The organism is Pedobacter nyackensis, assembly GCF_032678475.1.
In the GTDB taxonomy this organism is placed as follows: Bacteria; Bacteroidota; Bacteroidia; order Sphingobacteriales; family Sphingobacteriaceae; genus Pedobacter; species Pedobacter nyackensis_A.
Map to the genome: position 1 here is coordinate 390,895 of NZ_JAVTSF010000002.1, position 19,076 is coordinate 409,970.

General features: G+C 38.5%; 33 protein-coding genes. 1 reads left to right on the forward strand and 32 read right to left on the reverse strand.

All coding sequences use genetic code 11. The features are described 5' to 3' along the window. Positions 1 to 3: 3 nt before the first annotated feature. The 27 genes from rpsM to R2Q84_RS09330 form a co-directional block, all read right to left on the reverse strand. The gene (rpsM, locus tag R2Q84_RS09200) at positions 4 to 381 is read right to left on the reverse strand and encodes a 30S ribosomal protein S13 (RefSeq protein WP_012780794.1); all 378 of its coding nucleotides are present in this window, start codon (positions 379 to 381) and stop codon (positions 4 to 6) included. A 111-nt stretch (positions 382 to 492) separates the two neighbouring features. Beyond that, entirely contained in the window at positions 493 to 609 is a 117-nt protein-coding gene (gene ykgO / locus R2Q84_RS09205; RefSeq protein ID WP_008244551.1) for a type B 50S ribosomal protein L36, read from the reverse strand. 1 nt (position 610) lies between these two features. After that, positions 611 to 829, reverse strand: a complete 219-nt coding sequence (infA, locus tag R2Q84_RS09210; RefSeq protein ID WP_008244555.1) for a translation initiation factor IF-1 — start codon at positions 827 to 829, stop codon at positions 611 to 613. Between the two features lie 71 nt (positions 830 to 900). Further along, positions 901 to 1,686, reverse strand: a complete 786-nt coding sequence (gene map / locus R2Q84_RS09215) for a type I methionyl aminopeptidase (RefSeq protein WP_316816248.1) — start codon at positions 1,684 to 1,686, stop codon at positions 901 to 903. 8 nt (positions 1,687 to 1,694) lie between these two features. Beyond that, complete coding sequence (secY, locus tag R2Q84_RS09220) at positions 1,695 to 3,032, reverse strand: preprotein translocase subunit SecY (RefSeq protein ID WP_316816249.1); 1,338 nt, start codon at positions 3,030 to 3,032, stop codon at positions 1,695 to 1,697. Positions 3,033 to 3,035: 3 nt separating this feature from the next. Then, entirely contained in the window at positions 3,036 to 3,482 is a 447-nt protein-coding gene (gene rplO / locus R2Q84_RS09225) for a 50S ribosomal protein L15 (RefSeq protein ID WP_316816250.1), read from the reverse strand. Between the two features lie 112 nt (positions 3,483 to 3,594). Beyond that, a complete protein-coding gene (gene rpmD / locus R2Q84_RS09230; protein ID WP_316816251.1) occupies positions 3,595 to 3,774 on the reverse strand; it encodes a 50S ribosomal protein L30 in 180 nt (59 codons plus the stop codon). A 4-nt stretch (positions 3,775 to 3,778) separates the two neighbouring features. Further along, positions 3,779 to 4,297, reverse strand: coding sequence for a 30S ribosomal protein S5 (gene rpsE, locus R2Q84_RS09235; RefSeq protein WP_008244566.1), 519 nt, complete (start codon positions 4,295 to 4,297; stop codon positions 3,779 to 3,781). An 18-nt stretch (positions 4,298 to 4,315) separates the two neighbouring features. Next, positions 4,316 to 4,669, reverse strand: a complete 354-nt coding sequence (gene rplR, locus R2Q84_RS09240; protein ID WP_090777435.1) for a 50S ribosomal protein L18 — start codon at positions 4,667 to 4,669, stop codon at positions 4,316 to 4,318. 5 nt (positions 4,670 to 4,674) lie between these two features. Then, positions 4,675 to 5,232: a 50S ribosomal protein L6 gene (gene rplF / locus R2Q84_RS09245; RefSeq protein ID WP_316816252.1), complete on the reverse strand. Its 558-nt coding sequence runs from the start codon at positions 5,230 to 5,232 to the stop codon at positions 4,675 to 4,677. 18 nt (positions 5,233 to 5,250) lie between these two features. Further along, positions 5,251 to 5,649 (reverse strand): 30S ribosomal protein S8, encoded by a 399-nt coding sequence (gene rpsH / locus R2Q84_RS09250; protein WP_062550428.1) that lies wholly within the window; start codon positions 5,647 to 5,649, stop codon positions 5,251 to 5,253. A gap of 116 nt (positions 5,650 to 5,765) precedes the next feature. Then, complete coding sequence (gene rpsN / locus R2Q84_RS09255; RefSeq protein WP_316816253.1) at positions 5,766 to 6,035, reverse strand: 30S ribosomal protein S14; 270 nt, start codon at positions 6,033 to 6,035, stop codon at positions 5,766 to 5,768. Beyond that, entirely contained in the window at positions 6,035 to 6,601 is a 567-nt protein-coding gene (rplE, locus tag R2Q84_RS09260) for a 50S ribosomal protein L5 (protein WP_316816254.1), read from the reverse strand. Before rplE ends, rpsN begins: the two co-directional genes overlap by 1 nt. Continuing rightward, positions 6,601 to 6,939, reverse strand: coding sequence for a 50S ribosomal protein L24 (gene rplX / locus R2Q84_RS09265; protein WP_316816255.1), 339 nt, complete (start codon positions 6,937 to 6,939; stop codon positions 6,601 to 6,603). Before rplX ends, rplE begins: the two co-directional genes overlap by 1 nt. A gap of 1 nt (position 6,940) precedes the next feature. After that, positions 6,941 to 7,309 (reverse strand): 50S ribosomal protein L14, encoded by a 369-nt coding sequence (gene rplN, locus R2Q84_RS09270; protein ID WP_008244575.1) that lies wholly within the window; start codon positions 7,307 to 7,309, stop codon positions 6,941 to 6,943. A gap of 1 nt (position 7,310) precedes the next feature. Further along, complete coding sequence (rpsQ, locus tag R2Q84_RS09275) at positions 7,311 to 7,565, reverse strand: 30S ribosomal protein S17 (protein ID WP_048907439.1); 255 nt, start codon at positions 7,563 to 7,565, stop codon at positions 7,311 to 7,313. 13 nt (positions 7,566 to 7,578) lie between these two features. Beyond that, the gene (rpmC, locus tag R2Q84_RS09280) at positions 7,579 to 7,788 is read right to left on the reverse strand and encodes a 50S ribosomal protein L29 (RefSeq protein WP_012780782.1); all 210 of its coding nucleotides are present in this window, start codon (positions 7,786 to 7,788) and stop codon (positions 7,579 to 7,581) included. Positions 7,789 to 7,860: 72 nt separating this feature from the next. Then, positions 7,861 to 8,283, reverse strand: a complete 423-nt coding sequence (rplP, locus tag R2Q84_RS09285) for a 50S ribosomal protein L16 (protein ID WP_048907441.1) — start codon at positions 8,281 to 8,283, stop codon at positions 7,861 to 7,863. Between the two features lie 38 nt (positions 8,284 to 8,321). Continuing rightward, the gene (gene rpsC / locus R2Q84_RS09290; protein WP_316816256.1) at positions 8,322 to 9,176 is read right to left on the reverse strand and encodes a 30S ribosomal protein S3; all 855 of its coding nucleotides are present in this window, start codon (positions 9,174 to 9,176) and stop codon (positions 8,322 to 8,324) included. 5 nt (positions 9,177 to 9,181) lie between these two features. After that, positions 9,182 to 9,544 carry a 50S ribosomal protein L22 gene (gene rplV / locus R2Q84_RS09295; RefSeq protein WP_316816257.1) on the reverse strand — a complete coding sequence of 121 codons (363 nt, stop codon included), beginning with the start codon at positions 9,542 to 9,544 and terminating at the stop codon, positions 9,182 to 9,184. A gap of 7 nt (positions 9,545 to 9,551) precedes the next feature. Next, the gene (gene rpsS / locus R2Q84_RS09300; protein ID WP_008244581.1) at positions 9,552 to 9,818 is read right to left on the reverse strand and encodes a 30S ribosomal protein S19; all 267 of its coding nucleotides are present in this window, start codon (positions 9,816 to 9,818) and stop codon (positions 9,552 to 9,554) included. Continuing rightward, positions 9,818 to 10,642 (reverse strand): 50S ribosomal protein L2, encoded by an 825-nt coding sequence (gene rplB / locus R2Q84_RS09305; protein WP_316816258.1) that lies wholly within the window; start codon positions 10,640 to 10,642, stop codon positions 9,818 to 9,820. Before rplB ends, rpsS begins: the two co-directional genes overlap by 1 nt. 23 nt (positions 10,643 to 10,665) lie before the next feature. After that, positions 10,666 to 10,956 carry a 50S ribosomal protein L23 gene (rplW, locus tag R2Q84_RS09310; RefSeq protein ID WP_316816259.1) on the reverse strand — a complete coding sequence of 97 codons (291 nt, stop codon included), beginning with the start codon at positions 10,954 to 10,956 and terminating at the stop codon, positions 10,666 to 10,668. A 1-nt stretch (position 10,957) separates the two neighbouring features. After that, positions 10,958 to 11,587, reverse strand: a complete 630-nt coding sequence (gene rplD / locus R2Q84_RS09315; protein ID WP_316816260.1) for a 50S ribosomal protein L4 — start codon at positions 11,585 to 11,587, stop codon at positions 10,958 to 10,960. Positions 11,588 to 11,591: 4 nt separating this feature from the next. After that, the gene (gene rplC / locus R2Q84_RS09320) at positions 11,592 to 12,209 is read right to left on the reverse strand and encodes a 50S ribosomal protein L3 (protein WP_316816261.1); all 618 of its coding nucleotides are present in this window, start codon (positions 12,207 to 12,209) and stop codon (positions 11,592 to 11,594) included. Between the two features lie 182 nt (positions 12,210 to 12,391). Further along, the gene (locus R2Q84_RS09325; protein ID WP_316816262.1) at positions 12,392 to 12,787 is read right to left on the reverse strand and encodes a DUF1634 domain-containing protein; all 396 of its coding nucleotides are present in this window, start codon (positions 12,785 to 12,787) and stop codon (positions 12,392 to 12,394) included. Continuing rightward, positions 12,784 to 13,620, reverse strand: a complete 837-nt coding sequence (locus tag R2Q84_RS09330; RefSeq protein ID WP_316816263.1) for a sulfite exporter TauE/SafE family protein — start codon at positions 13,618 to 13,620, stop codon at positions 12,784 to 12,786. Before R2Q84_RS09330 ends, R2Q84_RS09325 begins: the two co-directional genes overlap by 4 nt. An 82-nt stretch (positions 13,621 to 13,702) precedes the next feature. Here R2Q84_RS09330 and R2Q84_RS09335 point away from each other — a divergent pair, with 82 nt between their 5' ends. Beyond that, the gene (locus R2Q84_RS09335) at positions 13,703 to 14,317 is read left to right on the forward strand and encodes a hypothetical protein (protein WP_316816264.1); all 615 of its coding nucleotides are present in this window, start codon (positions 13,703 to 13,705) and stop codon (positions 14,315 to 14,317) included. Between the two features lie 59 nt (positions 14,318 to 14,376). Here R2Q84_RS09335 and rpsJ read toward each other — a convergent pair whose 3' ends face one another. From rpsJ to R2Q84_RS09360, 5 genes are all read right to left on the reverse strand, one after another. Further along, positions 14,377 to 14,682 carry a 30S ribosomal protein S10 gene (gene rpsJ / locus R2Q84_RS09340; RefSeq protein WP_008244591.1) on the reverse strand — a complete coding sequence of 102 codons (306 nt, stop codon included), beginning with the start codon at positions 14,680 to 14,682 and terminating at the stop codon, positions 14,377 to 14,379. A gap of 56 nt (positions 14,683 to 14,738) precedes the next feature. After that, on the reverse strand, positions 14,739 to 16,853 hold the full coding sequence (gene fusA, locus R2Q84_RS09345) for an elongation factor G (protein ID WP_316816265.1): 2,115 nt from the start codon (positions 16,851 to 16,853) through the stop codon (positions 14,739 to 14,741). Positions 16,854 to 16,870: 17 nt separating this feature from the next. Beyond that, the gene (gene rpsG / locus R2Q84_RS09350; protein WP_084287544.1) at positions 16,871 to 17,338 is read right to left on the reverse strand and encodes a 30S ribosomal protein S7; all 468 of its coding nucleotides are present in this window, start codon (positions 17,336 to 17,338) and stop codon (positions 16,871 to 16,873) included. A gap of 16 nt (positions 17,339 to 17,354) precedes the next feature. Then, positions 17,355 to 17,768 (reverse strand): 30S ribosomal protein S12, encoded by a 414-nt coding sequence (gene rpsL / locus R2Q84_RS09355; RefSeq protein ID WP_008244597.1) that lies wholly within the window; start codon positions 17,766 to 17,768, stop codon positions 17,355 to 17,357. A 167-nt stretch (positions 17,769 to 17,935) separates the two neighbouring features. After that, a complete protein-coding gene (locus R2Q84_RS09360) occupies positions 17,936 to 19,063 on the reverse strand; it encodes an acyloxyacyl hydrolase (RefSeq protein ID WP_316816266.1) in 1,128 nt (375 codons plus the stop codon). Positions 19,064 to 19,076 lie beyond the last annotated feature (13 nt).

A 19,076-nucleotide genomic window follows, 5' to 3' on the forward strand; every position in this document is an offset into this window, starting at 1 on the left:
ATTTTATTTAGTAGCTTTTTTCTTGTTTGCAACTGTTTTTCTCTTGCCTTTACGTGTACGAGAGTTGTTCTTAGTACGTTGACCACGCACCGGCAAACCTTTTCTGTGACGTAAACCACGGTAACAACCGATGTCCATTAGACGCTTAATGTTCAATTGAACTTCTGAACGTAAAGCACCTTCTACTTTAACACCGTCATTAATAATGGTACGAATTGCTGATAACTCATCATCAGACCAATCCTGTACTTTCTTGTTAAAATCTATACCTGCCTCCGTTAATATACGTTGCGCAGTTGCTCTTCCTACTCCGAAGATGTAGGTTAGCCCGATCTCACCTCTTTTGTTTCTTGGTAAATCTATACCTGATATCCTTGCCATATTTGTATTTAGCGATTTTGATTTACGATCTTCGATTTACGATCTACGCTTTAAAGAGTTTAACCTCAATCCACGCAATCTACTTCCGTAAATCTTAAATCTAAAATTTAATTAACCTTGACGTTGCTTAAATTTAGGGTTTTTCTTGTTGATAACGTAAAGCTTACCTTTACGACGAATAACCTTGCAATCAGCACTACGTTTTTTAATTGATGACCTAACTTTCATTTTATTTATATCTATAAGTAATCCTGCCCTTTGATAAATCGTAAGGCGACATCTCTAATTTGACTTTGTCCCCTGGTAAAATCTTGATGTAATGCATCCTCATTTTTCCAGAGATATGAGCGATAATCTCGTGGCCATTTTCCAGTTCTACCCGGAACATAGCATTTGATAGTGCTTCTCTTATTACACCGTCTTGTTCAATTGAGGCTTGTTTAGCCATATAATATTGATTTTTACTGAATTAGCTGCTATTAAACAGGGTTGCAAAATTAAATAAAAAAAATTAATTATTTACTTTTTTTCTTTTAAAACTTCTTCAATGAATGAAAAGGTTGATAAAATATCTGCTTTACCCTTTTTTACTGCAACAGTGTGTTCAAAATGAGCTGAAGGCTTATCATCCTTACTGGTTACTGTCCAGCCATCAGACCAAAATTTAACACCTGCTGTACCTGCGTTGATCATTGGTTCTATTGCAATCACCATTCCCTCTTCAAGTTTAATTCCACTTCCTCTTCTACCGTAATTCGGTACTTCAGGTTTCTCGTGTAATTTAACCCCAACACCATGACCAACTAATTCTTTTACAACTCCGAATCCATTTGCCTCTGCATAAGATTGAACAGCAAAGCCTACATCACCTATCCTTGAACCAACAACAGCTTTTTCTATTGCAAGTCTTAAGCACTCCTGTGTAACCTCAACTAACTTCTTACGCTCAGCATCAATTTCTCCGATCGAAAATGTATACGCTGAATCTCCGAAAAAGTCATTCTTAATTACACCACAATCAACTGAAATCAAATCTCCCTCCTTAATCACATAATCACCAGGAAAGCCATGAACAACCTGCTCATTTGGCGAAATACATAATGAGTAAGGGAAACCGTTATAATTTAAAAATGCGGGGATTGCTCCATGATCTCTAATAAAAGTCTCCGCTAAATCATTCAGTTGTTTTGTTGTAACACCGGGACCAATAACTTTGGCTACTTCAGCCAAAGTTTTTGATACCAGTAAAGAACTTTCTCTTATCAGTTCTACTTCTTCTTTTGATTTATAATAGATCTTAGACATTCTATTTACTAAATCACAGCATTACTACCACTCGCAGCAGGAATTCCTGTACGACCAGTAACCCTACCCGTCTTCATCAATCCATCATAATGACGCATTAATAAATAACTCTCAATCTGCTGTAATGTATCTAAAACAACACCAACCAAAATCAATAAAGATGTACCTCCGTAAAAGTGAGCAAACTCAGATTTGATTCCAAATTTAACAGCCACCGAAGGTAGAATTGCTATGATAGCAAGGAAAATAGCTCCAGGGAAAGTAATCTTAGAAATCACATCATCAATAAATGACGATGTAGATAATCCAGGTTTAATTCCAGGAATAAATCCTCCATTCTTCTTCATGTCGTCTGACATCTGAGTTGGATTCACAGTTATAGCGGTATAGAAGAACGTAAATGCAATAATTAAAAAAGCAAATGTTAAACTATATGCCAATGAAGTGTAATCACTAAATTGAATCAACCAAGTGTTTTGTAATGACGGGAAAAAACCTGTTAAAGTAGCTGGGATAAACATCAATGCCTGAGCAAAAATGATTGGCATAACACCTGCAGCGTTTACTTTTAACGGAATATATTGTCTTACACCACCGAATTGTCTGTTACCCACAATACGCTTTGCATATTGTACCGGAACCTTACGTACCCCCTGAACAATCATGATGGTAAACATCACAACAGCAAAAAGCGCAACAATCTCCAATACAAGAGCAATCAATCCACCACCTTCACCAACAACTCTTGAACTCACCTCTTGATACAATGCGATAGGCAAACGGGCGATAATACCAACCATAATGATTAGTGATATACCATTACCGATACCTTTATCTGTGATCTTTTCACCAAGCCACATTACGAATAATGTACCGGCAGACAACACGAAAGTTGCCATCACAAAGAACAATGTATGGTCAATAATAATAGCTTCAGCAGGAACCTGTGTTTTAACGTAACCAATTGCCTGAACAGCAGTAATGGCTACAGTTAAATAGCGAGTAATCTGATTAAGTTTCTTTCTTCCGCTCTCACCCTCCTTTTGCATTTTCTGAAAAGAAGGAACGGCGATACCTAATAGCTGAACTACAATAGACGCAGAAATATAAGGCATAACACCCAGGGCCAATATAGATACCCGAGAAAATGATCCCCCCGCAAACATATCCAACAGACCTAAAATGCCTGACTTTGTATTATCGCCTAAAAGTGTCGCATCTACACCCGGTAAAACCGCATGAGATACAAACCTATAAACTAAAAGAATCATGAGCGTATAAAGTATACGCTCTTTCAATTCTTGAATTTTCCAAATATTACTTAAAGTAGTAAACAGCTTCTTCATTAATTACAATTTTTCGATTGAGCCTCCAACAGCCTCAATAGCTTTTTGTGCGGTTGCAGAAAAAGCATGTGCTTTAACTTCTATCTTAGATTTAACTTCACCACGACCTAAAATTTTAACTAAGTCGTTTTTAGATGCTAAACCATGCTGTTGCAAGATAGCAAAATCTATGCTTGTTAAGTTAAACTTTTCTGCCAAACCTTGTAATACATCTAAGTTTACACTTACGTATTCTACACGGTTAATAGGTTTGAAACCTACTTTTGGTACACGACGTTGTAATGGCATCTGACCACCTTCAAATCCAATCTTAGTTGAATGCCCTGAACGTGATCCAGCACCTTTATGTCCACGAGTCGAAGTACCACCACGACCAGAACCAGTACCACGACCAATTCTTTTACTATTTTTAGTAGAACCTGCTGCAGGTTTTAAATTACTTAAGTTCATTTTTAAACTTGTTGTGTTGCCCTTCGCTTTCACTAATCAGGGTCAACGGTTAAACAATATACAAAGGTTGCAAATGTAATTATATTAACTACATTAACAACCTTTTAATAATTTATATGCTCTCTATTGCGATTAAGTGATTCACTTTTCTTACCATTCCAATAATGGCAGGAGTAGCTTCAACTTCAACGCTCTGGTTCATTTTCTTTAAACCTAAAGCCTGCATTGTTCTTTTTTGGCGTTCGCTTCTGTCGATAATGCTTTTTACCTGGGTTATTTTGATCTTAGCCATAATATTATCCGTTAAAAACTTTATTTAAATCAACACCACGTTGCTGAGCAACAGTGTAAGCATCACGCATTTTTGTTAAAGCATCTACAGTTGCTTTTACCACGTTGTGAGGATTTGATGAACCTTTTGATTTTGCAAGTACGTTATGTACACCAGCACTCTCTAATACAGCACGCATCGCACCACCAGCAATAACTCCGGTACCCACAGCTGCTGGTTTGATTAATACAAAACCACCAGAAAATTTACCGATTTGCTCGTGAGGTACAGTACCGTTTAACAAAGGAACTTTTACCAAGTTCTTTTTAGCATCATCGATACCTTTTGCAATTGCCTCTGTTACCTCTTTCGCTTTACCCAATCCGTAACCTACGATCCCGTTCTCGTCTCCAACAACCACAATGGCTGAGAAGCTGAAAGTACGACCACCTTTGGTTACTTTGGCTACGCGTTGTATGCTAACTAAACGATCTTTTAATTCGATCTCGCTAGTCTTAACTCTTTTTATATTGATAGTTGACATTCTTATCTAATTTTCAGATTAAAATTCTAAACCAGCTTCGCGAGCACCTTCTGCCAACGATTTAACGCGGCCATGGTATAAATAGCCATTTCTATCGAAAACAACTTGTTTGATACCAGCTGCGATTGCTTTTTCAGCTACTAATTTACCTACAGCTACTGATTGCTCAGATTTATTGCCTGTACCTGAAAAATCTTTAGATAAAGATGAAGCTGATACAATTGTGCTACCGGTTACGTCGTTAATAATTTGAGCATAAATCCCTTTATTGCTTCTATAAACCGATAAACGTGGACGGCCTTCAGAACCTGTTAATCTTTTTCTGATTCCTTTTTTTATACGATCTCTACGAGATAATTTTTTCCCTGCCATGATGATTATTTTTTAGAAGCTGATTTACCTGCTTTTCTTCTTAACACTTCGCCTACAAACTTGATACCTTTACCTTTATATGGCTCTGGCGTACGTAACGAACGGATTTTCGCTGCTACCTGTCCTATCAATTGTTTGTCAATACTTTCTAAAATGATTTTAGGAGTCTGACCTTTTTCTGAGGTTGTTGTAACCTTAATCTCTTCCGGTAATTGGAATACATAGTGGTGAGAATAACCTAGAACTAAGTCTAATGTATTACCCGCATTTGTAGCACGGTAACCAACACCTACTAATTCTTGAGAAACTTTATAACCTTCTGTTACACCAACAACCATATTATTGATCAAAGCACGGTATAAACCATGTAATGCCTTGTGTCTTTTTTGTTCTGATGGACGTTGTACGGTTAATACACCATCTTCCTGACTTACAGTGATATCTGAATCTACTGCTTGAGTTAATTCTCCTTTAGGACCTTTAACAGTTACTACGTTATCTTTAGAAACGGTAATTGTTACACCTGCAGGTACATTAATTGGGGCTTTTCCTACTCTTGACATTTTGCTATCCTCCTTTAATTAATAAACGTGACACAAAACTTCGCCACCAATGTTTAGTTTAGCAGCTTCTTTATCAGTCATAACACCTTTAGATGTAGATAAAATTGCGATACCTAAACCGTTTAATACTCTTGGCATATTCTCAACGCCGGCATATTGCCTTAAACCTGGTTTGCTAATACGTGTTAACGTGCGGATTGCAGGGATCTTAGTAATCGCATTGTATTTCAAAGCGATTTTGATTGTTCCTTGAACCGTTGTGTCTTCAAATTTGTAGTTAGCAATGTAACCTTTGTCAAAAAGTACTTTAGTAATTTCCTTTTTCAGGTTTGATGCAGGAATCTCTACAATTCTGTGATTTGCCTTGATGGCATTTCTTACTCTTGTAAGATAATCTGCTATTGGATCTGTATTCATTTTTATATAGTTGTGATAGTGGTTTCCTTTCCGACCTATTCGGAACGACCTGCCATCGGTTAATTCTTTTGTTTACGGTTTAAGGAATTGAACCTTAAACACAAGTAAGCTGGTAATTACCAGCTTGCTTTTGTTACTCCAGGAATTTTTCCTGCTAAAGCCATATCGCGGAACAATACCCTTGATATACCGAAAGTACGCATATATCCACGAGGGCGACCTGTTAACTTACAACGGTTGTGCAAACGTACAGCCGATGAGTTTTTTGGTAACTTGTCTAATCCTTCGTAATCACCTGCAGCTTTAAGTTCTGCACGTTTCTCAGCATACTTAGCAACCAATTTTTGGCGCTTAATTTCGCGAGCTTTTACACCTTCTTTTGCCATTATTGCTCTGTTTTTTGATTTTTAAACGGTAATCCAAATTGCTTTAAAAGTTCCAATGCTTCAACATCGCTGGTAGCAGAAGTTACAAATGTAATATCCATACCCAAAATTTTGTTGATTTTGTCGATGTTAATCTCAGGGAAGATGATTTGCTCAGTCACACCTAAAGTGTAATTGCCTTTTCCATCAAAACCTTTATCATTGATACCTTTGAAATCACGGATACGTGGTAAAGCTACGGAAATTAAACGATCTAAAAACTCATACATGTTATTATCACGCAATGTTACACGTACACCTACCGGCATACCTTTACGCAATTTAAAGTTTGAGATATCTTTTTTAGATTTTGCGCCTACTGCTTGCTGACCTGCGATTGTAGTCATCTCTAAAATAGAGCTATCCATAATCTTTTTGTCAGTTACAGAGAAACGACCAACACCCTGGTTGATAGAGATTTTCTCTAACTTAGGAACCTGCATAACGCTTTTGTAATTGAACTTATCTTTAAGTGCAGTTACAATTTCCTCTTTATATTTACTTTTTAATCTTGGTACGTAAGCCATTATTTGATCTCCTCTCCTGATTTTTTAGATACCCTAACTAATTTCCCATCAGCATTAAGCTTTCTGCCAACGCGCGTAGTTGCACCTGTCTTAGGATCAATCAGCGCTACGTTAGAAATATGAAGAGCAGCCTCTTTTTTAATGATACCACCATTAGGGGTAGCGGCATTTGGTTTTGTATGTTTTGATACAAGGTTAACACCTTCTACAAGAATTCTGCTTTTAGAAATTAATACTGAAAGCACAGTTCCTTGCTGACCTTTTGAATCGCCGGCTATAACCTTTACTAAATCACCTTTACGGATTTTTACTTTTGGTGTAGTTACTTTATTTTTCATTTTATAATACCTCCGGTGCTAATGATACAATTTTCATGAATTGTTTTTCACGCAGTTCTCTTGCTACCGGGCCAAAAATACGTGTACCGCGCGGCTCATCTTGTGCATTTAATAATACTGCTGCATTGTCGTCGAAACGGATGTAAGAACCATCTTTACGTCTGATCTCTTTCTTTGTTCTTACTACAACTGCTTTAGAAACTGTTCCTTTCTTGATGTTTCCAGAAGGCAATGCACTTTTAACGGTAACAACGATTTTGTCACCAATAGAAGCATAACGCTTTCCAGTACCACCAAGTACACGGATAACCAATACTTCTTTTGCGCCGCTATTGTCGGCTACGTTTAATCTTGATTCCTGTTGTACCATGTTATTTAGCCCTTTCTAAAATTTCCACTAATCTCCAGTTCTTATTTTTACTCAGCGGACGAGTCTCCATAATCAGTACTGTATCTCCAATACCGCAATCGTTTTTCTCGTCATGAGCCATAAATTTGGTAGTTTTCTTAACAAACTTACCATAGATCGGGTGTTTCACTTTACGTTCTACCGCTACAACAATAGATTTATCCATCTTGTTGCTTACCACCAACCCGGTTCTTGTTTTTCTTAATTGTCTTTCCATTTCGACTCTAAAGTTATTTAGTTTCAGTAGCAGACTGAGCTTTACGCTTAGTCACTTCAGTATTTAATCGGGCAATATTTCTCCTAACCTTGCTAATGCGGCTTGGGTTTTCTATAGCCGAAATTGTATGCGCAAACTTTAACTTTACTAAGTTTTCTGTCTCTTCTGCAATCCTGGCTACTAGCTCTTCTTGTGAAAGCCCTGTAATTTCTGAGTTCTTCATTTTATTAATTTTTATTTTGCGGGTCCAGAGGTTGTAATAACAAGTTACTTACAACATTCAACCCTACACTAATTATGCTTCTACGTAATCTCTACGTACTACAAATTTTGTTTGGATCGGTAATTTTTGAGCGGCTAAACGCATAGCTTCTTTAGCAACTTCTAAAGGAACTCCTTCTGCTTCAAAAATGATGCGTCCAGGTCTAACTACGGCTACCCAATATTCAGGAGCACCTTTACCTTTACCCATACGTACCTCAGCTGGTTTCTTAGTCACCGGTTTGTCCGGGAATATTCTAATCCATACCTGGCCTTCACGTTTCATGAAACGAGTTACGGCGATACGGGCTGCCTCTATCTGACGACTGGTAATCCAAGTCGACTCTAAAGATTTGATCCCAAAAGACCCGAATGATAATTCAGCACCACGAGTTGCTAAACCTTTCATTCTGCCCTTCTGCATCTTTCTGAACTTCGTTCTTTTTGGCTGTAACATTTTATTCTAATATTATCGTTAAACGATCTGTTAACTAATTATTTACGAGGACCTCTGTTCTGAGTATTTCCGCCTCTATTATCTCTTCCTTGACCAGGACCTCCTTGACCAGGGCCTCTTCCGCCACGATTACCACCACCGCGGTTATCGTTTCTTCTGTCGCCACCGCCACGGTTATCTCTGTCTCTGCCACCAAAAGCACCTTCTGGTCTGCCACCTTTGCCTGGAGCATTGCTCGTTGCACCGATGTTTGGAGAAAGATCACGTTTACCGTAAACTTCACCTTTACAGATCCATACTTTAACACCTATTTTACCATAAGTAGTTAAAGCTTCTGCTAATGCATAGTCAATGTCTGCACGGAAAGTATGCAAAGGAATTCTTCCTTCTTTATACTGTTCGCTACGAGCCATCTCAGCACCACCTAAACGACCAGAGGTCATAATTTTGATACCTTCAGCACCCATACGCATAGTCGATGCGATAGTAGATTTCATTGCTCTACGGAATGAGATCCTTGCTTCTAATTGTTTTGCAACACCTTCTGCTACTAATTGTGCGTCAAGCTCAGGACGTTTGATCTCAAAAATGTTGATTTGAATTTCCTTTTTAGTCAATTTCTTCAACTCTTCTTTGATCTTGTCAACCTCCGCTCCTGCTTTTCCAATCACGATACCCGGACGAGCTGTGTGAATTGTAACGGTGATACGTTTTAACGTACGCTCAATTACAACTTTAGATACACCGCCTTTTGCGATACGTGCAGAAAGGTATTTTCTTATTTTTTCGTCCTCAACTAATTTATCAGCATAGTTGTTGCCACCGAACCAGTTAGAATCCCAACCTTTGATGATTCCTAACCTGTTACCTATTGGATGTGCTTTTTGTCCCATTTCTGTTAATTAGTTTGAGTTTCAACGTTTTTACTATCTACTACCAAAGTTACATGGTTTGAACGCTTACGTATTCTGTAACCACGTCCTTGAGGAGCTGGTCTTAATCTTTTTAACTGACGACCGCCGCCTACCATTATCGTTTTCACATATAACTGGCTTTCTTCAGGGCGAGAACCTTCATTCTTAGTTTCCCAGTTTTTGATAGCTGATAATAATAGTTTCTCAACTCTTATTGCTGCATCTTTATTGGTAAACTTTAAAATATGTAAAGCTTTCTCAACACGCTCACCTCTGATAAGATCTACAACCAAACGCATCTTACGTGGTGAGGTTGGACAATTGTTTAATTTCGCTACTGCTTCCATCTCTTAATTATTTTTTCTTTTCAGAGTGACCCCTAAATGTTCTGGTTGGAGCAAACTCTCCCAGCTTATGACCAACCATGTTTTCTGTTACGTATACCGGTATAAATTTATTACCGTTATGCACTGCAAATGTATGTCCCACAAAATCTGGTGAGATCATTGATCTGCGAGACCAAGTTTTAATTACAGACTTCTTGCCTGAATCATTCATAGAGACTACTTTCTTCTCTACGTTATGGTCAATATAAGGTCCTTTTTTAATCGAACGAGCCATTATTTCTTCCTTTTCTCTATGATGAAACGATTTGAGTATTTTGTAAGTGAACGGGTTTTGAAGCCTTTAGCCAAAACGCCTTTTCTTGAGCGAGGGTGACCTCCTGACGAACGGCCCTCACCACCACCCATAGGGTGATCTACCGGGTTCATCGCTACCGGACGAGTTCTAGGGCGACGACCTAACCAACGGTTACGACCTGCTTTACCTAACACTTCATTTGCGTGATCAGAATTCGAAACAGCTCCGATTGTAGCTAAACAAGTAACTAAGATAGATCTTACTTCACCTGAAGGCATTTTCAATGTAGCATATTTACCATCACGAGCAGCTAACTGAGCATAAGCACCGGCACTACGTGCCAACTGAGCACCACGACCTGGATGAATCTCCACGTTGTGAATGATAGATCCCAATGGGATATTGCTTAATTTCAAAGTATTTCCAACTTCTGGAGTTGCAGTATCACCTGACAATACTTTCTGCCCAACTTGCAATCCTTCCGGTGCAATAATATAACGCTTCTCACCATCTGCATAATGTAATAATGCGATACGTGCAGTACGGTTTGGATCGTACTCAACAGTAGCTACTGTTGCAGGAATATCAAATTTCTCACGTTTAAAATCAATTAAACGGTAAGATTTTTTGTGACCACCACCCATGTAGCGCATAGTCATCTTTCCTGAATTGTTACGTCCTCCCGACTTCTTAGAAGATACAACCAATGATTTTTCGGGCTTGGTTGCTGTAATCTCCGTAAAGCTGGCACCTACTCTAAAGCGGGTTCCCGGAGTGACTGGTTTAAATTTTCTTAAGCCCATAGTTATAAATTATTCAATTCTTATTAAATATTCGAGTAATAATCAATTGTTTCACCTGCTGCCAGGGTTACAATCGCTTTCTTGTATTTCGGGGTCCGCCCCGTAACTAATCCACCTTTAGTATTTCTGGACTTAACTTTACCATTTACAACCATTGTGTTAATGGCTAAAATGTTAACGCCGTACATTTTTTCTATGGCTGACTTAATCTGCAATTTATTTGCTTTGTGTTCTACTTTAAAAGTAAAGCGGTTAGACTTTTCTGTTAATGCAGAAGCTTTCTCTGTTAATATTGGTTTCTTTAAAAATTCCATATTACTTGGCAAATGCCTCCTCGATTGTTTTAACAGAATCCGCAGTTAACAAAAGTTTGCCACAGTTCAATACATCATAGGTATTTAACTGATCTGCAGTAATTACTTTCACTTTCTGAATGTTTCTGCTTGATAAATAGATATTGTTATTTTGTGAAGGTAAAACCAACAATGTCTTTTCGTTAGTCAGGTTCAACGCGCTAACCAAATTGATATAGTTTTTAGTTTTGATTGTGTCAAAAGTAAAATCTTCTAAAACCACAACATTATTGTCTTGTGCTTTGTATGATAAAGCAGACTTACGAGCTAATGATTTTAATTTCTTGTTCAACTTGAAGCTATAGTCACGTGGCTGAGGGCCAAATACACGACCACCACCATTGAACAATGGAGATTTAATACTTCCTGCACGAGCACCACCAGTACCTTTTTGCTTATATAATTTACGGGTTGATCCAGCAATCTCATTACGTTGTTTAGACTTGTGAGTACCTTGACGTTGATTAGCCAAATACTGCTTAACATCTAAATAAATTGCGTGGTCAACAGGCGTTATGCCAAATACCGACTCAGGAAGTTGCACCTTGGCACCTGTCTCTTTTCCTGAAATGTTTAATACTTTAACTTCCATCTGCTTACTTATCTAAGATTACGTAAGAACCCTTAGCTCCTGGAACGGAACCACTAACTACAACCAGATTTTGATCAGCATAAACTTTCAAAACTTGTAAGTTCTGAATTTTCACTCTGTCTCCACCCATTCTGCCCGCCATACGCATACCTTTAAATACACGAGAAGGATACGAAGCAGCACCCAATGAACCTGGAGCACGCATCCTGTTGTGCTGTCCGTGAGTTTGTCCACCAACACCACCGAAACCATGACGCTTTACAACACCCTGGAATCCTTTACCTTTTGACGTACCAACTACATCCACAAAATCACCTTCGTTGAAAATGCTAACCGTTACAGTATCACCTAAATTAAGCGATTCCTCAAACGGCTCAAATTCAACCAGTTTACGTTTTGGGGTAGTGCTTGCTTTCGCAAAGTGGCCTTTAAGAGGCATGGTAGTGTTTTTTTCTTTGGCTTCGTCGAAACCTAACTGAACTGAAACGTAACCGTCTTTCTCTTCGGTCTTTACCTGTGTAACTACACAAGGTCCAGCTTCGATCACAGTACATGGTATATTCTTACCATCTGCGTCGAATATGCTGGTCATTCCTACTTTTTTTCCAATAATACCTGACATTTTCTTTTTTTAAATTAACACCCATCGAAGCAGTAGGGCTTCGTTCAAGGTGGATACACATCCCACTTAAGGGAGGGCAAAAATAAGAAAGAAATCTTAATTTTCAAATAGTTAGCTAAATATATTTTCAAATAATCGCTAAAAATTTATTTTCATTGGGTAGCACGTAATTAAAGTAAGTTTTATCCGACCAACTTATCACTTAAGCTATATAAAATAATGGACAAAACCATTAAACCAATCACAACATATAGATAATCACGCTCTACAAGGAAGCTAAATATGGAAAAAACAACCCGGGCAATAGGGGTAAAAATCAACAATAAGGCGCCAAATTGAATAATAGCAGCGCCATCCAGCCTCTTTATTCCCAAAAAAATTGCCGAAATAGATGACAAACCCGATTTACCTGAGTCAAATTTATCATAATCAATCAGACTAGAATGATTAAAAAACAAATAAATAAGCCCTCCAATAAACACGACAGTCATAGAAGAAATGACACCAACCCTTAACAAGGTCCCCAGGATTACCTGAATATCCTTGTCAGCAAAAAAATTCTTATCCTCTTTGCTCATAATCTACCTGATAAACCATTATAAATCATCTGCAATGCTAAAAATGTAACCACCACAGCAAATACAACTTTCAACTTATCTGTGTTTGCCTTAACCAATATTTTCGATCCTATCGTTGCACCAAGCAATACACCTACTGTTACCGGCATTGCAATTCCAGGATCTATCTGTCCACGGTGAAGATAAACGATAGCACTCGCGGCAGCAGTTACCCCCATCATAAAGTTACTTGTGGTTGTCGACACCTTGAAAGGTATTCGCATGATGTTATCCATGGCAATTACTTTTAAGGCTCCGGAACCAATTCCAAGCAAACCTGATATAATCCCCGCAACAAACATCATCAAAAAACCACCCACAACATTATGCACCGCATATTTCTTCACTCCTTCATCTGTAGGATAAGTACCATTCAATTTAAAAAATACAGCAAGCTTCCCCGAAGTATCATTATCCGACCGGTCTACTTTCTTTCGCACCATCATTGCTGCCGAAAACAAAAGGATCAAACCAAAAATAACAGCAATATAGCCCGGATTAATGTAAACAGTAACCACAGCCCCGATAATTGCACTAATGGTAGTAGCAACCTCTAAAAACATTCCTATCCGGATATTCGTAATCCCTTCCTTAACATAAGCAGCTGCAGAACCCGATGAAGTTGCAATTACCGAAATAATAGAGGCGCCAATAGCATAATGAATATCAACCCCTAATGCCAGCGTTAACAGTGGAATGATGATTACCCCTCCGCCCAGTCCTGTAAGCGAACCTACCAATCCGGCCGCAAAGGCTCCTATTAAAACTATAATTGTAAATAGTAATACCGACATTGCTGCAAATATACTATCTACGAGGTCAACACAATAAAATTAGAATATCATTGTTAAATTAGACGTAACCAATACCCATATTATGAAAAAAGTCATACTCCCAATTGTTTCGGCTTTAATACTGAGCATCAACGCCCTCAGTGCTCAGGGCCAGCTTGTAAAAGATTCCATTAAAATTGTTGATCCCAGCCTCAAAGGTCAGTACCAACTCATGCTTTCGAAATCTAAAAGCTTAAACGGCTATAAACTTGTCAATCCGGCCCGACTCGGTGTCTTTTGGAAAAATGTAAATGACACCCTGGCAACGGGGCGTAAACAACTCGCAAATGCAACAAAAAAAATCAAAGAGCAAGAAAACAACATCAGTAGTTTAAAAGCACAGATCAGCGGGAATGAGAGTTCATTAGCCAGTTCAAATGCAAAAGTAAATGAGATTAGTTTCTTAGGAATATCATTTACTAAATCAAGCTACAATACAATAGTATGGACTATGATTGTTGTGCTTGCTGCAGCACTTGCTATTGTTATATTAAGATCAGCAAAGCATATTCATGAAGCAAAATATCGAAGCACCTTATACGAAGAAATCGCCCAGGAGTACCAGGCCTATAAAACTAAAGCCAATGATAAAGAGAAAAAACTTGCCAGAGAGCTTCAGGACGAGCGCAACAAACTTGACGAACTAAAAAACAGATAACAAAAAATAAGGCCTTCCTGAAATACTCAGGAAGGCCTTATTTTTTAAACTAAATATAGTTATACTTTAATTTCCACTTCAACACCGCTAGGCAATTCAAGTTTCATTAATGCATCAACTGTTTTTGAGTTAGAGCTATAAATATCTAACAAACGCTTGTAAGCACATAATTGAAACTGCTCACGTGCTTTTTTGTTCACGTGTGGTGAACGCAAAACAGTGAAAATTTTCTTTTCTGTAGGCAACGGAATTGGTCCGCTAACTACTGCACCCGTAGGCTTAACAGTTTTAACGATTTTCTCAGCAGATTTATCTACCAAGTTGTAATCGTAAGATTTTAATTTAATTCTGATTCTTTGGCTCATAATATATATGTATTAAAGCAGCCGGTTAGAGCTATTAATAACCGGCTACCAATTTATTATTCTACAGATTTGATTCTGCCTTTTGATTTAGCAATTACTTCATCCTGTACGTTTTTAGGAGCTGGCTCGTAGTGATCAAACTCCATAGTAGAAGTTGCACGGCCAGAAGTAATGGTACGTAACTGAGTTACATAACCAAACATCTCAGAAAGAGGCACAGTTGCTTTAATTACCTGGGCACCGTTACGTGAATCCATACCTAAAAGCTGACCACGACGACGGTTCATATCACCGATTACATCACCCATGTTTTCTTCCGGGGTAAGGATCTCGATTTTCATGATAGGCTCCATCAATACTGGGTTACACTTAGGTAATGCCTCACGGTAAGCCATCTTAGCTGCAAGCTCAAATGATAAAGCATCTGAATCGACAGCGTGGAATGATCCGTCAATTAAACGAACTTTCATGTCTGGTAGTGGATAACCAGCCAATACTCCATTAGCCATAGATGCTGCAAAACCTTTCTCAACAGAAGGAATAAACTCACGAGGGATTGCACCACCAGTGATTTCGTTTACAAACTGTAAACCACCTTTTTCCCAATCAGCATCGATAGGAGAAATAACAACCTGAATATCCGCGAATTTACCACGACCACCTGATTGCTTTTTATAAGTCTCACGATGTTGAACTGTTCCGTTGATAGCTTCTTTGTAAGCAACTTGTGGAGCACCTTGATTAACCTCAACTTTGAACTCACGTTTTAAACGGTCAATCAAGATATCTAAGTGAAGCTCACCCATACCAGAGATTACAGTCTGACCAGTTTCCTGATCTGTCTGAACTCTAAATGTAGGATCTTCTTCAGCTAATTTACCAAGACCAATACCTAATTTATCAACGTCAGCCTGAGTTTTAGGCTCAATCGCCAAACCGATAACCGGCTCTGGAAAGTCCATAGACTCAAGGATAATTGGGTTTTTCTCATCACAAAGTGTATCACCTGTTTTGATATCTTTAAATCCTACTACCGCTGCAATATCACCTGCTCCAACGTTAGGAATAGGGTTTTGCTTGTTAGCATGCATTTGGAAAATACGAGAAATACGTTCTTTGTTCTCAGAACGTGCATTATAAACGTATGAACCTGCTTCTAAATTACCCGAGTAAACGCGGATAAAGCACAAACGACCTACGAAAGGATCCGTTGCAATTTTAAATGCTAAAGCTGCAAAAGGCTCGTTGATATCTGGTTGACGGGTTACTTCAGCACCAGTTTCAGGATTAGTACCAGTGATACCATCTACATCCATTGGCGAAGGTAATAATTCCATTACCAGGTCTAACATGGTCTGAACACCTTTGTTTTTGAAAGATGAACCACAAACCATAGGAACGATTTTCGCATCCAAAGTTGCTTTACGCAATGCATCAAGAATCTCACGCTCAGTGATTGAATTAGGATCATCAAAGAATTTCTCCATTAATGACTCATCATAATCAGCAACAGCTTCTAATAAGTTCTCTCTCCACTCCGCAACATCATCCAACATATCATCAGGAATTGGCACTTCAGTAAAGGTCATACCTTTATCATGCTCATTCCAAACAATACCACGGTTGTTGATCAAATCAACCACACCTTTAAAGTTTTCTTCACTGCCGATTGGCAACTGCAAAGGAACTGCATGACTACCCAGCATGTCTCTTACTTGCTTAACAACCTTTAAGAAGTCAGCTCCAGAACGGTCCATTTTGTTAACGAAACCAATACGAGGAACTGCATAGTTGTTAGCTAAACGCCAGTTGGTTTCAGATTGAGGCTCAACACCATCAACAGCTGAAAACAAAAATACCAATCCGTCCAAAACACGTAATGAACGATTTACCTCTACGGTAAAATCAACGTGTCCAGGAGTATCGATAACGTTTACCTGATATTTGTTACCGCGGTAAGGCCAGAAAACAGTAGTTGCTGCAGACGTGATGGTTATCCCACGTTCAGCTTCTTGTACCATCCAGTCCATGGTCGATGCACCTTCGTGTACCTCACCAATCTTGTGGTTTACCCCAGCATAATAAAGGATACGTTCTGTTGTTGTAGTTTTACCTGCATCAATGTGAGCCGCGATCCCGATATTTCTAGTAAATCTTAAATCTCTTGACATTATATTAATTTCAAATATTAGAAACGGAAGTGAGAGAACGCTTTGTTGGCTTCAGCCATTTTATGCGTGTCTTCTTTTTTCTTAACTGCTGCACCTTCACCTTTAGCTGCTGAAACGATTTCACCTGCTAATTTCTCTTTCATTGTTTTTTCACCACGTTTGCGAGCGTATGAAATTAACCATTTCATACCTAAAGCAATCTTACGATCAGGTCTTACCTCTGTAGGAACCTGGAAGTTAGCACCACCAACACGGCGTGACTTAACCTCAACTGCAGGCATTACATTAGTTAAAGCACGTTTCCATACTTCTAACCCATTCTCACCAGATTTTTTCTCAGCTAATTCTACAGCATCATAAAAAATTGAATAAGCGATAGATTTCTTTCCGTCAAACATCATGTTGTTTACGAAACGCGTCACCTGAACATCGTTAAATTTTGGATCAGGAAGAATGATTCTCTTTTTTGGTTTTGACTTTCTCATTTTGTTTTCCTCCTAATTATTTCTTTTTACCTTTTGTTGGTGCCGCAGCTACTTGTCCTGGCTTAGGACGTTTTGTTCCGTATTTAGAACGACGTTGGTTACGACCAGCAACACCTGAAGTATCTAATGCTCCACGGATGATGTGATAACGTACACCTGGCAAATCTTTAACACGACCACCACGAATCAATACGATTGAGTGCTCCTGTAGGTTGTGACCTTCTCCAGGGATGTAAGCATTAACCTCTTTACCATTGGTTAAACGTACACGCGCTACTTTACGCATTGCTGAGTTTGGTTTTTTAGGGGTAGTGGTATATACACGTGTACATACACCTCTTCGCTGTGGACAACTGTCCAACGCCGGAGACTTACTCTTGAACTCCAGTGCTACTCTACCTTTTCTAACTAATTGTTGAATGGTTGGCATTGTTCTTTTTTGTTTTTCTAATTATGTTTAAAAACTTTACCCCTCAATAAGGGACTGCAAAGGTAAGACAATACATTTTATAAATCAAGGGGTTAACAAAAAAATAATCCCTTAATAAACAAAGGCATAATCAATTACCGAATAATTCCATAAAAATTCTTAATTCTTTAAGGCGTGATGAGGAATCCGAACCCCACAAAATCGGCCTCTGTTTTGTGTACATAGATTTTAGCTTGTATAGCCGCCCAATCCAATGCATTATACTTTAAACCCGCCGTCCAATACGTTTTAATATCTTTCAGACTATTGTAGTGCAAATAATATCCATATTTTGCCATCAAGGCCAATCTACCCATCCATAAATCCGGCCCAAGCGCAGTTCCGACTCTCCATCTGTCGAACGAACTCGCATTCGATTGATAAGTCGCACCATTTCTCAATGGATCATAAATCGTATGATAATACACCGCATCCACTCCGGCACCTAAACCAAAAACGGTATTTAGCCGATAATTATAACCAGCATACAAACCGGTTTTATACAATCCGTCTGTACTTCTATATACACCTCTACGCCCAATATTAACACCGAAATCTACACTATGCTTTTTATATTCAATAGGCTTCCTCCACGAACTTGTATCTCGTTCAATAACTCTCTTTGCATTTAAAGATTGAACAACCCCCAAACCAACACTGCTCACATTCATCCCGTTATTAGGCACCCGTGTTCCCGCATTCGAAAAGTGAAGAATATCAACACCCGCCGAAAGTTTCGTAGAAGGTGCTATTTGAGTCGTAACCTTTAATGCAATCCTCGAAGAAAAGTTAAGGTGACTACCAATCAATACATTTTGATTCGTAAACCAGGTTTCTCCCAAATATCCTAGTCCTAACCCCGGAGTAACCAACAGTTCTGTACCTTTGACTTTTAACAATGAAAAATTAAGCGCACCCAGCAAAGCATATGAATCACCAAATCTGTTTGGTCTTGGATCTGAAACCATCACAATGTCTCCCATATTCTTGTAATTAAATACAACATCAAAGCTTTTAACGTTCAAAGCCTTCATCCATGGTCTCGGATTCACTGTAGTATTTATATGATAAATCAGCTCTCCTCCATATGCCGTTTTGGCCAGCTTATTCTGAGCTGTAAAAACACCCAATGACGTTTGCGGGATAAACTCAATACTATTTTGTGCAGTCTTATTTTCCTGAGCATTCAAATTACTAATGAGAAAACTTAAAAGAAATGCAAGGAAGTAAATGTTTAATGGTTTTTGAAAGTTCATTTTTAAATGTTCT

Bases quoted from the DNA above. Each gene is read 5' to 3' on its own strand.
- rplP (WP_048907441.1), bottom strand. From the start codon at position 8,283: ATGTTACAGCCAAAAAGAACGAAGTTCAGAAAGATGCAGAAGGGCAGA.
- rpsS (WP_008244581.1), bottom strand. From the start codon at position 9,818: ATGGCTCGTTCGATTAAAAAAGGACCTTATATTGACCATAACGTAGAG.
- rplD (WP_316816260.1), bottom strand. From the start codon at position 11,587: ATGGAAGTTAAAGTATTAAACATTTCAGGAAAAGAGACAGGTGCCAAG.
- rpsH (WP_062550428.1), bottom strand. From the start codon at position 5,649: ATGAATACAGATCCAATAGCAGATTATCTTACAAGAGTAAGAAATGCC.
- rpsG (WP_084287544.1), bottom strand. From the start codon at position 17,338: ATGAGAAAGTCAAAACCAAAAAAGAGAATCATTCTTCCTGATCCAAAA.
- rplW (WP_316816259.1), bottom strand. From the start codon at position 10,956: ATGGAATTTTTAAAGAAACCAATATTAACAGAGAAAGCTTCTGCATTA.
- rpsL (WP_008244597.1), bottom strand. From the start codon at position 17,768: ATGCCAACCATTCAACAATTAGTTAGAAAAGGTAGAGTAGCACTGGAG.
- rpsN (WP_316816253.1), bottom strand. From the start codon at position 6,035: ATGGCAAAAGAAGGTGTAAAAGCTCGCGAAATTAAGCGCCAAAAATTG.
- rplO (WP_316816250.1), bottom strand. From the start codon at position 3,482: ATGAACTTAAGTAATTTAAAACCTGCAGCAGGTTCTACTAAAAATAGT.
- R2Q84_RS09325 (WP_316816262.1), bottom strand. From the start codon at position 12,787: ATGAGCAAAGAGGATAAGAATTTTTTTGCTGACAAGGATATTCAGGTA.
- rplE (WP_316816254.1), bottom strand. From the start codon at position 6,601: ATGGCTTACGTACCAAGATTAAAAAGTAAATATAAAGAGGAAATTGTA.
- rplR (WP_090777435.1), bottom strand. From the start codon at position 4,669: ATGGCAGGGAAAAAATTATCTCGTAGAGATCGTATAAAAAAAGGAATC.
- rpsC (WP_316816256.1), bottom strand. From the start codon at position 9,176: ATGGGACAAAAAGCACATCCAATAGGTAACAGGTTAGGAATCATCAAA.
- rpsJ (WP_008244591.1), bottom strand. From the start codon at position 14,682: ATGAGCCAAAGAATCAGAATTAAATTAAAATCTTACGATTACAACTTG.
- R2Q84_RS09360 (WP_316816266.1), bottom strand. From the start codon at position 19,063: ATGAACTTTCAAAAACCATTAAACATTTACTTCCTTGCATTTCTTTTA.
- rplF (WP_316816252.1), bottom strand. From the start codon at position 5,232: ATGTCAAGAGTAGGAAAAGCCCCAATTAATGTACCTGCAGGTGTAACA.
- rplV (WP_316816257.1), bottom strand. From the start codon at position 9,544: ATGGAAGCAGTAGCGAAATTAAACAATTGTCCAACCTCACCACGTAAG.
- fusA (WP_316816265.1), bottom strand. From the start codon at position 16,853: ATGTCAAGAGATTTAAGATTTACTAGAAATATCGGGATCGCGGCTCAC.
- rplN (WP_008244575.1), bottom strand. From the start codon at position 7,309: ATGGTACAACAGGAATCAAGATTAAACGTAGCCGACAATAGCGGCGCA.
- rplB (WP_316816258.1), bottom strand. From the start codon at position 10,642: ATGGGCTTAAGAAAATTTAAACCAGTCACTCCGGGAACCCGCTTTAGA.
- R2Q84_RS09330 (WP_316816263.1), bottom strand. From the start codon at position 13,620: ATGTCGGTATTACTATTTACAATTATAGTTTTAATAGGAGCCTTTGCG.
- ykgO (WP_008244551.1), bottom strand. From the start codon at position 609: ATGAAAGTTAGGTCATCAATTAAAAAACGTAGTGCTGATTGCAAGGTT.
- R2Q84_RS09335 (WP_316816264.1), top strand. From the start codon at position 13,703: ATGAAAAAAGTCATACTCCCAATTGTTTCGGCTTTAATACTGAGCATC.
- rpmD (WP_316816251.1), bottom strand. From the start codon at position 3,774: ATGGCTAAGATCAAAATAACCCAGGTAAAAAGCATTATCGACAGAAGC.
- rpsQ (WP_048907439.1), bottom strand. From the start codon at position 7,565: ATGGAAAGACAATTAAGAAAAACAAGAACCGGGTTGGTGGTAAGCAAC.
- rpsM (WP_012780794.1), bottom strand. From the start codon at position 381: ATGGCAAGGATATCAGGTATAGATTTACCAAGAAACAAAAGAGGTGAG.
- infA (WP_008244555.1), bottom strand. From the start codon at position 829: ATGGCTAAACAAGCCTCAATTGAACAAGACGGTGTAATAAGAGAAGCA.
- secY (WP_316816249.1), bottom strand. From the start codon at position 3,032: ATGAAGAAGCTGTTTACTACTTTAAGTAATATTTGGAAAATTCAAGAA.
- rpsE (WP_008244566.1), bottom strand. From the start codon at position 4,297: ATGTCAACTATCAATATAAAAAGAGTTAAGACTAGCGAGATCGAATTA.
- rpmC (WP_012780782.1), bottom strand. From the start codon at position 7,788: ATGAAGAACTCAGAAATTACAGGGCTTTCACAAGAAGAGCTAGTAGCC.
- rplX (WP_316816255.1), bottom strand. From the start codon at position 6,939: ATGAAAAATAAAGTAACTACACCAAAAGTAAAAATCCGTAAAGGTGAT.
- map (WP_316816248.1), bottom strand. From the start codon at position 1,686: ATGTCTAAGATCTATTATAAATCAAAAGAAGAAGTAGAACTGATAAGA.
- rplC (WP_316816261.1), bottom strand. From the start codon at position 12,209: ATGTCAGGTATTATTGGAAAAAAAGTAGGAATGACCAGCATATTCGAC.